Source organism: Bradyrhizobium sp. SZCCHNR1053, from assembly GCF_032381235.1.
In the GTDB taxonomy this organism is placed as follows: domain Bacteria; phylum Pseudomonadota; class Alphaproteobacteria; order Rhizobiales; family Xanthobacteraceae; genus Bradyrhizobium.
The window spans coordinates 803606-817015 of the sequence record NZ_JAUHJM010000002.1 but is presented as its reverse complement, the minus strand read 5'-3'; the positions used below and the strand labels follow the sequence as shown (position 1 = coordinate 817015).

The window sequence follows — 13410 nt, the reverse complement described above, 5'->3', positions numbered from 1 at the left end:
GTAGGCTTGTGCAACCTGGAGCATCCCTTGGTTTGCGTGATCCGAAGGTCGGCGGCGGCTGCGAACCCGGCGCGCCGGTGGGGCATCGGCCGGTGATCGATATGGACACGTTTTGCCGATTACCGGCACGCTACATCCACGTTGAGCGATTTCTCGCGTGCGTACCGGGCGTTTCGCCCGGGCTTGCCGCACGGATACTCGCCTGCGACCGACTCCACCGAGATATCTCAGAGCGGATCGTTGTGCATTATGAGCTTGATTGCTGCACAGCAGCCGACGTCGCTGACACGCGCAGTCGCATTGCGCTTCTCGACTGCGAGCAGCTATGCCGCGTCGGTGAGCTGGCCGGCGGTGTTTGGCATGCCCACGCAATTCGTTCCACGGTCCTCAAGACTACGCTCCGGGAGCATCTCGGAGAATTCGATTCCCGACTCCACAAGGTCGCGCTCGCCAATATCGATCTGTCGCCTAAACCCGATCGCCCCCCGAATCCATCTGCGCTTGCGGACGTCATCCGAGGTGATGGGATGCAATGTCTCAATGCCGCAATCTGGCGACTCCCCGCCACCCTGCGCAGCCGCATCCTTCTTCGATTTCCGATTGACTCGCCGCTGGGCTCCTCGGTCTCGCGGCGACACCAACAGCTTGGTCCGGAGATTGTTGATCGCGTTCTAGCCGATGGGATGGTGCCGTGAAAGCCCCCGAGAGTGACAAGCCTGCCGGCACGTTCCATCCGCTCGGACCCGTGGTTCGAGCCGAAGAGGCGGAGACCTGGTTTTCCGCGGCTGCCTCTCTTGCCGACGCCCGGCGGCAATGCGAGCAGATCGCCGCGCAGGCCCGGCTCGCGTTCGAAGAGCAGCGCATGAGAGGCTTCGAGGATGGTCGTCTCGCGGGAGTTGAGGAGGCGGCCCGCCTGATTGCGGAAACGAAGGTCACGGTTGATGATTTCGTCGCCGAACTGCAAGACGAACTTATCACGCTCGTCGTCGAGATCATCAGGGAGATCCTCGGAGGTTTTGAGCCGGACGATCTCGCCGCGCGCGCCATCACCAGAGCACTCGAAGAGATGCATTCCGGTACGGCCCTCGTGCTGATGACTGCGCCGCAGGAGATGGAGTCCATCCGTGTACGAGTGGCCACGCTGCTGGAGGATGGGGCCGACCAGCTCACCATCGTGTCGGACCCGCAGTTTGCGCCGGGGCGCTGTATGCTTTGGAGCGAGTTCGGGCAGATCGATGTTTCCGTTGACGCTCAACTGGAGCAGCTCGCCTTGGCGCTGCGTGCCGGTTTCGAGGGGGTGGAGCCATGATGCCGGCAGGCTCTGCCACGCACCGACTCGCGCGAATCCTGCCGCAGTTGCGTGAAGCTGCAGGCCGTTCGCAACTGCGCCCGATCCGAGGGCGCGTGGTTCAGGTGTCGGGGGCCCTCATCAGGGCGATCGTTCCCGATGCGCGTGTTGGCGATATCTGTTTGCTCCGTTCTGCCCATGCCTCGGCTGATCTGCAGGCCGAGATCGTGGGCATCGAAGGCGGTGTCGCGTTGCTGACGCCTCTCGGAGACGTGGCGGGTCTCTCAACAAGAACGGAAGTCGTCTCGACAAGGCAGGCCCTCGGCATCATGGTTGGGCCAGCGCTGCTCGGCCGCGTCGTCGACGGGCTCGGGCGCCCTCTCGACGTTCAGGAACGAGGATGGCCCGAGTTCGACCAGATTCGACGAGTCCGCGGAGCTGCGCCGGCGCCCTTGGCACGGCGGCTCGTTGACGGCCCTTTGTCACTTGGCATCCGGGCGATCGATGGTCTGCTCAGCTGCGGCGAGGGGCAGCGGATCGGCATCTATGGCGAACCCGGCGCGGGCAAATCGTCGCTTGTCGCCCAGATCGTCCAGAACGCGGACGTCGACGTCTGCGTTGTCGCACTGATTGGCGAGCGTGGGCGCGAAGTTCGAGAAATGGTCGAGCGCTGCCTGGCCGGAGCGGCTCGGGCGCGATCAGTCGTGATTGTCGCAACCTCCGACCGGCCGCCGACGGAGCGCGTCACGGCTGCCTATGTCGCCGTGACGATCGCGGAGTACTTCCGGGATTGCAACGCACGCGTGCTCCTGGTGCAGGACAGTGTCACTCGCTTTGCGAGGGCATTGCGTGAGATCGGACTGGCCGCGGGCGAGCCGCCGACGCGCCGGGGCTTTCCGCCGTCGGTGTTTGCGGCATTGCCCGAGTTGCTCGAGCGGTCCGGTCCCGGAGTCACCGGCTCAATCACTGCATTTTACACCGTGCTGGTTGAGGGGGATGGTACCGCGGATCCGATCGCGGAGGAGACGCGCAGCATTCTGGACGGGCACATCGCGTTGTCACCTAAGCTCGCACAGTCGGCGCATTTCCCTGCGATTGATATCGTGTCCAGCCTCAGCCGCGTCATGGATCAGGTCGTGACGAGCCGTCATCGCTCTGCAGCCAGGAGGGTGCGTGAACTCATAGCTCGCTATGCAGAGCTTGAGTTCCTGCTGCAGGTTGGGGAGTACAAGGCCGGAACCGATCCGATCGCCGATGAGGCGATCGCCAAGCAGGATGCTATCAAGTCCTTTCTGCGGCAGGGCCTCGGCGAGGCCGTTCCGTGGGATCGCACGATCCATCAACTCGAGCAGCTCGCGTCATGAGGTACGATCCACTGCTCACGCGCATACGCAGGATGCGGATCGTTCTCGGAGAGAGGGAGCGGCGGGCGAATTCCGCGCTTCAGCGCGGCGTGGAGGCACAGGTCGAAGCGGCTGCAGAATTGACGCAGATCAATCATGCGGTTGCGTTGCAAGCAGCGGCGCGTGGCGCACGCGAACGTCAGATCTACCAGCAGATGGTAGGGCGTCCAATTTCCGCGCGGGAGATCACCCAACTTGACGCGCAACTCAGGCGCCTCGAGTCGCTGGCAATGGCGCTTGCCGAGCAGCGCCTTGCGAGCATCCGTACGCTCGACCAGGCGCGTAACGAAGTTCAGGGTCTACGCCTCGAATTCGTGAAGGCTCATCGGAGGCGTCGCAAGTGGGATGAGTTATCGCAGCAATCACGTCGCCGTCGCGAGAGCCGTGAGACGTTGCTAGAGGAGATGGCTAATTCGGACGGCAGGGCGGCGGGGCGGCAAGCATGAACGCGCCATTCCCCGCTCGCGGGCGCGGAGCGCCTGACGGTGAGATCACCGAATTTCATCCGGACGTGCTATCCATTGCTGATGTTCTACGTGCCCGTCGTTGGTGTCGGCGACTGGCTGAACTCACCTGCGAGTTGGCGGGTCTGCCGCTGCGGATTTCCTTCTCGGGCGCCTCCTCGGGCGTTTCGAGCCGGCCGGCGTGTCGTCTGCATTTTACGATCGGCGGTGATCCATGCGCCGTAAGTCTGCCTGTAGAGGTGATCGATGCAACGCTGCAGGCGATTGATGGTCCGCCTCGAACGACGCTCGCCGAGCCAGATCTGCTGCTTCTGATCGAGTTCGCCTGCGCCGCCATACTTGATGCAATCGAGGAGGCGCTCGGCCTCCCCGCCATCCTCACGCATGCTTCCTTCGATGGCGGCGTTCCGGACTCGATCGGAATCCTGTGTCGCGGCAGGTTTGGCGAACGATCGTTCAGTGCTTACCTGTCTTTGCCAGAGCCATACGAATCCCGTTTGGCAAATCAAGTTCAAGCATTGGGTCCGCCTGCTGCCGCCGGAGTTCCGATCTGCACCGCCTTCCGGCTTGGTGCTACGCGCGTCAGCGCCCGCTTGCTTGCGAGCTTACGGCCGGGAGACGTCGTGATCATCGAACACGCGATGCCGGATGGACGCGTCGCCGCCGTCTTCGGCGAGCGTCGTCTCACCTCATGCCGCTTCGAGGGAAGCGACGCGACAGTGGTGGACACGTTGCACCAGATCAGAGGCGATCTTCATCATCATTGGACGGCTGTGGACATGACGGCACATGAAAGCGTCGATACAGGCGCAGACGATGTGAGCCTGGACGACCTCCAGATCAAGCTCCTATTTGAGATCGGCCAGCTCGAGATACCTCTCGGCGAGTTGCGCATGATCGCGCCGGGCTATGTCTTCAATCTCGGTCGGGATCCGCGACATGCAATTGAGATTCACGCGGGGAATCGGCGGATCGGGCAGGGCGAGATCGTCAGGATCGGCGAGGCAATCGGCGTGCGGATCAACAGATTGTTCAATCACGAATGAGCTGAAGCCGTGACCCAGTTCAATTTGTTCGCTGTTCTCGCGGTCATCGCCGGACTTGGCCTTGTCATCTTTGTCGTCGTGACGATGACATCGTTCGTCAAGATCGCCGTGGTCCTGTTCCTGATCCGGAACGCGCTGGGAGTGCAGCAGACGCCTCCAAACCTCGTGCTCTATGCCATTGCGCTGGTTCTGACGGCCTATGTCAGCGCGCCGCTAGTGCAGACCGTGTATGAGCGCGTCAATGATCGTCCCAGCGAGTTTCAAACCTTTACCGACTGGAAAGAGGCTGCTGAGCGGGCAGGCCAGCCAATTCGCGAACATCTGAGCCGGTTCACGACGGTCGCGGAGCGAGAGTTTTTCGTCACTGCCACCGGCAGCTTATGGCCCGATAGCAGCAGGGCCAAGCTATCGAGCGAAGATCTCGTTATTCTCGTTCCCTCCTTCATGAGCTCGGAGCTCAAGCGCGCCTTCGAGATCGGCTTCCTGCTCTATCTGCCCTTCATCGCGATTGATCTCGTGGTGTCCGCGGTTTTGATGTCCCTTGGCATGTCGATGGTGCCGCCATCGACGATCTCCGTCCCATTCAAGTTGTTCTTGTTCGTGATGGTCGAGGGCTGGTCCAAGCTGATGCATGGCCTGGTGTTGAGTTACGGATAGCCTGCGAGATGGGTAGGGGAAGCAATGGGCCAAGCGACAATCGTCGATCATCTGGTCAGGGGTCTGACGGTCGTTCTCATCTTTGCCATGCCTCCCCTGGGTGTGGCGATGGTTGTTGGCCTCTTCGTCTCAATTCTTCAGGCCGCAACCCAGATTCAGGATCAGGTGCTGCCGCAGACGATCAAACTGATTGCCGTCGTGGCCACGCTGGCGGTGTTCGGCGCAGTGTTGGCGGCACCGCTGATCCAATATGCCGATCAGATCCTTGCGGATTTTCCTGCACTGACGCGTTGACGGGCCTTCCCTTCATCGTGCTCGGAGGGATATGGGCGACGCGGAGTGGCGATGGGGCTTGACCTCATGCCGTTGGACAGCATCGAGGCGGGGGCCAATCTCGTCTTCCGTCATCTTCTTTCGTTGGCGCTCGCCATCGCGCGTCCCAGCGCCTTCGTCATGACCTTTCCCGTGTTTGTTCGCCTCGGGCTGACCGGCTTGATTCGTGGTGCCTTCGTGGTCGCGATCTCGCTACCGGTCATGACCGGACTTGTTGAGGTGCTTCCTCCGATCGGCACGCAAACATTGCGATTGGTCGCGGTCGGGTTCAAGGAAGCGATCATCGGAGGACTCCTTGGTCTGCTGCTTGGGATCCCGTTCTGGGCCGCCGAGGTCGCGGGCGACCTGCTCGACTACGAACGTCAGGCGCCCGATGCCCAGCTTCAGGATCCCAACGCCATGACCGAGTCCACCGCGTCTGGTACGCTATTTATGCTCGCTGCGGTGGTTCTGTTCGTCGCAGCCGACGGCTTTCATAGCGTCGTCGAAGCCCTTTATGGCAGCTACAGGCTCTGGCCGGTCATTGAGCTCGCGCCGTTGCTGCGCGCGGAGAGCGGCCCATTGGCGCTGGAAATGCTCGTCCGCGTGCTGCAGTTGGCATTGATCCTGGCATTCCCAGTGCTGGCGGCCATGTTCGTTGCGATGTTCGCGCTGATGGTGATTGCCCGCTTCGCACCGCAGTTGAATGTGTTCGATCTTTCGATGGCGGCGCGTAACCTGGTCTATTTCCTGGTTCTGCCGCTCTATGCGGCCTTTCTGCTCGATCACTTCGGTACTCAGCTTGGAGAGTTGACCGGAATCTTGGACCAACTAGGGCAGTTCCTGCGATGAGTGAGGATGGCGGCACTGAGGAGCGGACGCTGCCTCCGAGCGAGCGGAAGTTACGTAAGGCCCGTGAAAAGGGACAGGTCTTTCGCAGCACCGATATGGTCGCCGGTGCATGCCTGTCGTCCATGCTGCTCTATCTCTGGCTGATCTTGCCGGAGCTTTTCGCGCGGTTACGGGGAGCCATGATGCTCGTGGGCGATGCGGGCGGGCAACCGTTTCGGGAAGCTGCGGGCACGATCGGAACGATGATGTACGAAGCCGCCGTGCCATACCTTGCAAGGGGGGCGGCCATCGTCGTCCTAATGTCCCTCGTCGTCAACGTCGCCGTCACCAAGGGGATCGTCTTCAGCCTTGACCCTATCAAGCCCCGCGCGGAGCGCTTGCATCCCGCAAAGGGTTTGAAGCGGATTTTCGCGCTCAAGAGCCTGATCGAGCTGGTGAAGAGTCTGGTCAAGACGACCCTCCTCGTCACGATCTCGGTTTTCGTCCTCGAGATGTCGCTCAACTCCTTGGTTCACACGCCAGGATGCGGTCTTTCGTGCCTCGTGCCAGTGACCGGGGCGGTCATGGCACCGCTCCTCGTCGCGGCAATAGTCATGCTGATGGTGGGCGGCCTTATCGACGTTCTGGTGCAGCGCGGACTGTTCATGCGCGAGATGCGGATGACACGAAGCGAGGCGAAGCGCGAGCGGAGAGACCAGGAAGGCCTGCCGGAGGTGCGCTCTGCGCAACGCCGTCAGCGGCAATCGCTGGCGCACGGTGGAGGGCGGGGAGGAATCGAAAGCGCAACAGTGGTCATCGAGGGCGACGATGTGATGGTCGGGCTGCGTTATGTTCCGGGCGAGACACAGGTCCCAAGGCTCGTGTGCAAAGGACGTTCCGTCCGTGCGCACAATCTCACCGAAGCTGCGGCTGAGCTTGGCATTCCTCGTTTCCGCAATCCAGACCTCGCAGAGGAACTCGATCGCCGTATCGCTCAGGACCATTACATCACCGAGGAGTTTTTCCAGCCGGTGGTGTCGGCCTTGCGCGCGTGCGGCATGTCCTGAGTGTAGCCGTGCTGCCCCACAGTATTTTCACAATATATTTCGGATCGGCCGCCGGCTGATGCCCTAAACTGTCGTTCGGACATGATCGCCGAGCGGGCTGCATGGCTGACGAACTGCGTCTGCCAGAGCAGAGCCGCCGCCGCTGACGGGGAGACGCACGAATGCGGATAGATGACGCAGGTGGCTCGGTTGTCGCCAGTCCGCCTCCTCCGCCTCCTCCGCCTCCGCCGCCGCCGCCTCCGCCGCCGCCGCCGCCGCCGCCTCCACCCCCGCCACCGCCGCGGCCGAAGTCCGCGGCATCGTCGTCGGGCATGCTCGATCGCAATTCGGCGCTCTTTCAGCCCCCTCGGCCTTTCATAGGTCCGGTTCTGCAGCCGACGCCTGTGTTGCTTGGCCCGCCTGCTCCGCCGAAAGCGGCGGCAACATGTCCGGGAGTTCCCGCCCCGGCGCCGGCGGCGCCGGTCCCGGACGCCGTTTCGCAGGCAAAATCTGTTCAGACAAAAGCGCAGACCACTCTCGACGGTGATGCTGGAAAGCTGCATAAACTGCAGACCGAACTGAATGATGCACAGGGAACGAAGGCTCCGATCGGGTACGGTCGCGGCGCGGGCGCCGCGGTGGCTGCGCATCAAGCCCATATCAGCGATCTGAAGAAGCAGGTTGCGGCCGCTCAGCAGCAAGTCACCGCCGACCAGGCGGTGTTGAGTTCGGCCAAGAGCAATCTGAGTGCCGCACAACGCATCGACGCCGCCGCAGCGAACTACAAGCCGGCACCGCCGCCGGTCACCGTGAAAGATCCGGTCGCGCGGAAAGTTGTCCCGCTCGTCGACGCGGCCTCGGCCCAGGTTTCCGCGGGAAAGGCCAAGGTCACCGCCGATACGGCTGCTCTCGAACAGACCAAATCGCAGCTCGGCCGTCTGGACACCGAGATGGACCGGGGGATCAGCGCCGGAACATTGCACCGTCTGTCGTTGCTGAATCAGCAGCAGGATGCGCAGCAACACAAGCTGGCGACGGACCAGCGCAAGCTTGATGCCGCGAGCGCCGACCTTGCGGCAGGGAAAAGCGTCGTCTACGGGCAGCAGGCCGCGGCGGACAAGAAAGAGCTCGAGAGCGCTTCCACAGCGCTGAAGAAAGCCGGTGTCACGATCGACCAGAACGACAATCCGACCCAGGCGAATTTGACGCCATCGCAGCTGCGCGCCTATGACGACTTCACCGTCGCGCGGAGCAAGCTCAACGCCGATGTCGGCATGGTCGCGCAGGGCAAGGCCCAGCTCCAGTATTATGCTTCGAATTCCGAGAAATACGGGACGGTTGCGAAGGATGCCCAGGATCGGGTGAACGACGCTCTGCATCCATTGGGGTACACCATACGTGCAACGCGCGGCAGCGATCCGCAGCAGGCATCGCTCGATCTCAAGCTCGCGAACGGGAACGCTGATTACCAGAATGCAGGCTGGGCCGCAGCTCAGCACCGAGTGGCATTTGCGGCGGCAGCGCAGACCGATCTTGAGGCAGCGCGGGACTCCGATCTTGCCAAATTGTCCCCGCAAGCCCGGCAGACCGCTACCACGGCGAAGATCGACTACGATCAGGCAAGCGCCTATCAGAACAAAGTCGGGACCGACCTCGCCCTGATCAAGGGCCACCAGGCCGTCTCGGATGCGCAGGCCGCCTATATCAAGAATCCGACGGCCGCCACGGAGCTCAAGCTGAACCAAGCGCAGCATCAGTTGCGCGAGCTCTCGACAATGTCCGACATTGCGACGGCGGGCTTCAAGTCGGCAACCGGGCTTGCCTACGCCGACCAGCGCAATACGACATTGGCTAATCTGGAGCAGACCTATAGCCATGTTCCCTTGCCCTCAAACTCGCCGGTGTTGCAGCAGATAGCGCAGGCAAGAACTGATGCGGCATCGGCCGGCCTGATCACGAAAGAGCTGGCTGCAACGACCAACAGGCTGGTTCAGGATTATCGTGTCACACAGAGCGAGGCGGCGGTCGCAACCGCGCGGCAGTCCGCCAACACTGATTCGGTACAAGCTGGCAATGTACAGGCTGTGGGTTTCACCAAAGCGAGCAGCGCCCTGACGACGGCTCAGCAATCGCTTCAATATGCAAAGCTTCAACAGAAGCTGGCTCAATATCAGCTGCTGGACTCCCAGTTTCGGCTGACATTGCCGCAAAATCTACTTGATCCGCAAACGGTCTCTGACCAGAGCGCGCTCTCGCATGCGTACAATACATTCTTTGCGCAGCATCCGGGTGCCTTGAGCGATGGCGCGGTCGCTGAGCAGCTTGCGAGCCTCAAAGACGCGAACGCGCGAGTTGATATCGGTCAAGGGCTACATGAGCTGCAGGATGCCATCGACAGGGAAGACAAAGCACTTGGCAACCGCAGCCTTCTGCAGAAGGGTGGCGATTGGGTCGGGGGACTGTTCGGTGCCAACCGGTCTGAGCTCGAGTCGGATCTGCAGGAGAAGAAGGAGGCGCTCACGGCCCTGCAGAAAAATCAGGGAGGGATGACTGCCCAGGAGGTCAACGGCGAGTATCTGAACATCATGGGTAATCTGGCCACCCAGAATGACCGGATGTTCGAGAACGAGCGCAAGACCGACGCCAATTGGTCGAGTGCACAGGAAGTCGTGCGCGACGTCGCGATCGCCGCGGCTGCGACCGCGGTCACGATGGCCACGGCCGGAGCCGGCGCGCCGGTATTGGCCGCCCTTGCGGCGGGCACATTGGTGGGAACGGGAACGGCCGAAGCCATCGACACGGCCCAGAATGCAGCAACTGTGTTCGGTGGCGGCGACATTCACAGCAATTCTCACATCTCACTCGATGCGGCGCTGACCAACAACTTCTTCAAGGGTGGCGGCAGCTGGGATGAGGTGAAGCAGGCGGGCGTTGATGCGACCGTATCGGGCGTGCAATCCCTCGGCGCAGCAGGGGGGGCGTTGACGGGCGGAGCCACGGAGGCCTTCCTTACGCGCGGCCTCGACCAGGCTGCAAGCTCGGTCGTCTCGAAGCTCGCAACCGGATCAACGGTCATGGTTGCCAATCAGGGGGTGATGGGTCTCGGCAACGTGGCGGGGACGTATGTCGAGTCCCAATATCAGCTCTCGGAGGGACGGCTCACGCAGGACGAAGCCCAGGCGCAGATGAAGGATGCGTTCTCCGGATACTTCAAGAATCTCGCGGTGGCCGGCGTGACGGGAGGTCTGACGAAGTTCGTCGACGGCAAGGTCGCCGTGCGGACCGCAAGCGCGGCACGGCCGAATGGACTCGTGTCGAACCCGCTCTATCAGACGGCCTCCCAATTGGGCGCGAACACCATGTTGACTGCCGGCCCCGGGCTCCTTTCCGGCAAGGCGCCGACCGCCCAAGACTATCTGTCCATCGGTCTCAATACGGTTTCCGGTGTGGCTTCTCATCACTATCAGCAGAGCAGATCCCGCACCGTGGCCGAAACGGGCCTTGCCGGTCAGCCCGCCGCGTTCGACGCGGGAAGGAAGGTGTTTGACGCCTATCAAGGTCAGGCGAGCGGGACATCGCCGAATGGCATCCGGCTGCAGGCCATGGATCCCGCCGCTTTCGCCCGTGCATATCAAAAAGCCGGCGGCCAGCATGATCCGGTGGCGGTCGATGCTTTCAGCATCTCATCGGATCAGGGGCATCGCGTCTATGTACGGACCGATAGATTGAGCCCGGACGTGGTCGCGCACGAGGCGGTGCATGCACTGACCTCGGAATCGTTCAAGAAGCTCGCAAGCACGTTGGTCATTGATTCAAGCCGGCCGCATTCGAACTTGAATGAAGGTGTGACCGAGCTTCTCGCCTCGCAGGTCGTGCCGCGCCGCGGCACATCGGCCTATGCGACGGAGGCAAAGATCGCGGAGGCCATTCGCGACCGGATGGGGGAGACCGACTTCCACAAAGCGGTTTTCGCAGGCGATCCAGCGGCACTCGCATCGTTCCGGCAGACCGCTTTGGCGTTGCACGAAAGACCTGTCAGCGAAGACTCGGCTGCAAATTGGGCCCTAGCCGCCTCGACGGCAGCCCAGCCCGCGGGTGGTGGCGGCGGCAAGCCGCCCGCGAGCGGCGGTGGTGCGGTCTCTCCGGCCTCGCCCCCGCCGGCCTCGAGCGGCTTGACTCTTGTGCTCAGCCCGAAGGCATTCGAACGATTTCAGGACCGGGTCGCTCTCCAACCCTCCAAATACGGCAGTAGCGCCGACAGGTATATCTACGTTGTGGAGACACGAGGAAACAAGCCAAGCCGACCGTTCGCCATGAACGACGCAAACATCAAACGGCGAGGAGTGATCGGAGCAACAGACCGCTTTGTTGACTGGGGCGGAAGTCCGCCGCAATCAGCCAAGACATACAGCCGACGCTACGATCTACCGAAAAAGGATTTTCGTGTCGTGGTCACGGATCAGCCCTACACGGGAGTGGGCGATCGACAAGTGGCACCGCGCAGGTCAGGCCTCCGACAGGCTCTGCCCGTTGCTGCAGGAGTGGCCTCCGATGCGGTTGCCCTTGCAGCAGCCGCGCGGTTCGGATCTCTAGGCATGCTGGCGGCCTGGAACGCCACAGTTCGTGGACCGCTGAACATCGTTCAGCTCAAGCCGAAATTGGCTGCCAAGTTGAGAATACCCGAAAAAGCAGCCCCGTATTTGCGAACCGCAACAGGTGTGAGCTTCATTGCCAACGGCATGGCAAACGACATCGTCAGTGTGACGAGCGGCCACCTGCTGAGCTTCCAATATGGTGGAGCAGCTGTCATCGGCTCCGCGCAAATCGTCTTGGGAGCGCGGAGCTATTTCAGTGGCTATGGCGCGCTTAGATCGCGTGGAGCTACCGATACGGTCCGGTCAACCGACACCAGTCTGAGCGAAATCGCGGACAGGAATAACGTACCGGACGAGGTGATCGGACGCGTCAATGCGAGAGATCCCGCGCATCCGCTTAAACTAATTAATCCAGATAAGTCGATCTCCATCAAGAGCAACGATGAGCAGCTCACTTTCCGCCAGATCGCCAGAAAGGAAAATAAGTCCGTCAGGAAGGTGCTCGAGGATGTCGGGCGTCGCGAGAAACTGGCAATTCCCGGGCGATTCACGTCTAAGGGGAGGCAGATCACCGCTCGGATCAAATCAGGCGAGGACCTGGATGCCTTTGCAGCGAGAAATGGCTCCTCCGCGCGGGCGATCATCAAGGCGCACCGGGATCGGATTCCAAGCACGTATACAAGCAATCCCGATTCGCATGCAGTTTGGACCGGCGCGGGGTTGAGGATTCCCGGGTCGTTTGACAACTCGCGAGGCCTATCTTGGACAGCAATTGCCTGGCGAACCGGCCGTTCTGCGCAGCAGTTGAAATCCCTTAATGGGGCGGCCAGCGGAACCAAGAGCAGAGAGACGGCTCCCGAAATCGTACATATCCCTCCAGCATCGTCCTGGGACACGACTCGACTGTCTCGCCGCATGCAGATAACCGGAAGTGCCGGTTTGATTGCTGGCAATGTTGCTGAGCTCGTCTACGATATTCACGGTAATATCGGGGCTATCCCAGGCGCGGTCGGCGTCGCGGTTGGATCCGGCTTATCGATCTACGCGATGCTGCGCCGCAGGGCTCCGGCGAACTATCAAGTAGTAACGTCTGTTTCGTTCTCGCTGAAGGGGCTCAATCGCGCTTGGCCCGCTTTCGGGCACGTCAGCGATGTCGTTGTGACTTTCGTCAAAGATAAGGGGCTGGAAGGACTGAGTTGGTTACAGAGGTGACGAATCCCATGCGTCTCCTCTCTGCAGGGGCGCCGAGTGGCGGGACGTCGTGGCGACAACGCGCCCTCGGCAACATTGACATACGTCGAGCACCCTCGGCCTAAGTGACCTCAAGCCGCGACCCCGACGTCGGTGCAGACGCACGAGCAATTCGTCTGGCGCGCTCGAAGCGCGACGATTCGCGTATATGGTTCTGTAATGGGAGAGATGCGCAGTCCGCCCGGAGCGCCCAGCCCCGGCGGCTGGCAGGTTTCAATCGACCACACCTTCCCGGCGACCGCAGTACGTCGACGTGTGCCGCGCAGGGGAGCGACGCCCTCGTAAGATTGCTTTAGCCGACTCTCACCAAGCGTGGCAGTCGTATCCTCCCGGCAACCCTTTCGGAACTTCACTTTGACAACAACAGCCATGATCGCATCTGCCGGCGAGGGCGCTAAATCTCGCCACAAACGCGAGACGCGAAGCAGGCATCGTCAAGAAAGCCACTCAATGATGGTTCGAACCTCAGTTGAGTCGATTTATTGAAAATCGTAAGGGTTGTGGACCTTCGGAGCAG

General features: G+C 61.7%; 10 protein-coding genes. All 10 read left to right on the top strand.

What is annotated here, in order from left to right; translation table 11 throughout:
• The first annotated feature begins 32 nt into the window (after nucleotides 1-32).
• The 10 genes from QX051_RS08615 to QX051_RS08570 all read left to right on the top strand — a co-directional run bounded on the left by QX051_RS08615 (nucleotide 33) and on the right by QX051_RS08570 (nucleotide 12854).
• The gene (locus tag QX051_RS08615; RefSeq protein WP_315775765.1) at nucleotides 33-695 is read left to right on the top strand and encodes a SctK family type III secretion system sorting platform protein; all 663 of its coding nucleotides are present in this window, start codon (nucleotides 33-35) and stop codon (nucleotides 693-695) included.
• The gene (gene sctL / locus QX051_RS08610; protein ID WP_315775764.1) at nucleotides 692-1309 is read left to right on the top strand and encodes a type III secretion system stator protein SctL; all 618 of its coding nucleotides are present in this window, start codon (nucleotides 692-694) and stop codon (nucleotides 1307-1309) included. Before QX051_RS08615 ends, sctL begins: the two co-directional genes overlap by 4 nt.
• Nucleotides 1309-2652 carry a FliI/YscN family ATPase gene (locus QX051_RS08605; protein ID WP_409998077.1) on the top strand — a complete coding sequence of 448 codons (1344 nt, stop codon included), beginning with the start codon at nucleotides 1309-1311 and terminating at the stop codon, nucleotides 2650-2652. The genes sctL and QX051_RS08605 overlap by 1 nt, the downstream gene beginning before the upstream one ends.
• A 32-nt stretch (nucleotides 2653-2684) precedes the next feature.
• Nucleotides 2685-3137, top strand: a complete 453-nt coding sequence (locus tag QX051_RS08600; protein ID WP_315775762.1) for a hypothetical protein — start codon at nucleotides 2685-2687, stop codon at nucleotides 3135-3137.
• Nucleotides 3134-4201, top strand: a complete 1068-nt coding sequence (gene sctQ / locus QX051_RS08595) for a type III secretion system cytoplasmic ring protein SctQ (RefSeq protein ID WP_315775761.1) — start codon at nucleotides 3134-3136, stop codon at nucleotides 4199-4201. The genes QX051_RS08600 and sctQ overlap by 4 nt, the downstream gene beginning before the upstream one ends.
• A gap of 9 nt (nucleotides 4202-4210) precedes the next feature.
• Entirely contained in the window at nucleotides 4211-4858 is a 648-nt protein-coding gene (gene sctR / locus QX051_RS08590; protein WP_315775760.1) for a type III secretion system export apparatus subunit SctR, read from the top strand.
• Nucleotides 4859-4882: 24 nt separating this feature from the next.
• Nucleotides 4883-5152: a type III secretion system export apparatus subunit SctS gene (sctS, locus tag QX051_RS08585; RefSeq protein WP_315715074.1), complete on the top strand. Its 270-nt coding sequence runs from the start codon at nucleotides 4883-4885 to the stop codon at nucleotides 5150-5152.
• Nucleotides 5153-5203: 51 nt separating this feature from the next.
• Nucleotides 5204-6022, top strand: a complete 819-nt coding sequence (gene sctT, locus QX051_RS08580) for a type III secretion system export apparatus subunit SctT (protein WP_315775759.1) — start codon at nucleotides 5204-5206, stop codon at nucleotides 6020-6022.
• Nucleotides 6019-7068, top strand: a complete 1050-nt coding sequence (locus tag QX051_RS08575) for an EscU/YscU/HrcU family type III secretion system export apparatus switch protein (RefSeq protein ID WP_315735417.1) — start codon at nucleotides 6019-6021, stop codon at nucleotides 7066-7068. Before sctT ends, QX051_RS08575 begins: the two co-directional genes overlap by 4 nt.
• Before the next feature lie 311 nt (nucleotides 7069-7379).
• Nucleotides 7380-12854, top strand: a complete 5475-nt coding sequence (locus QX051_RS08570) for a hypothetical protein (protein WP_315775758.1) — start codon at nucleotides 7380-7382, stop codon at nucleotides 12852-12854.
• The last annotated feature ends 556 nt before the right edge of the window (nucleotides 12855-13410 follow it).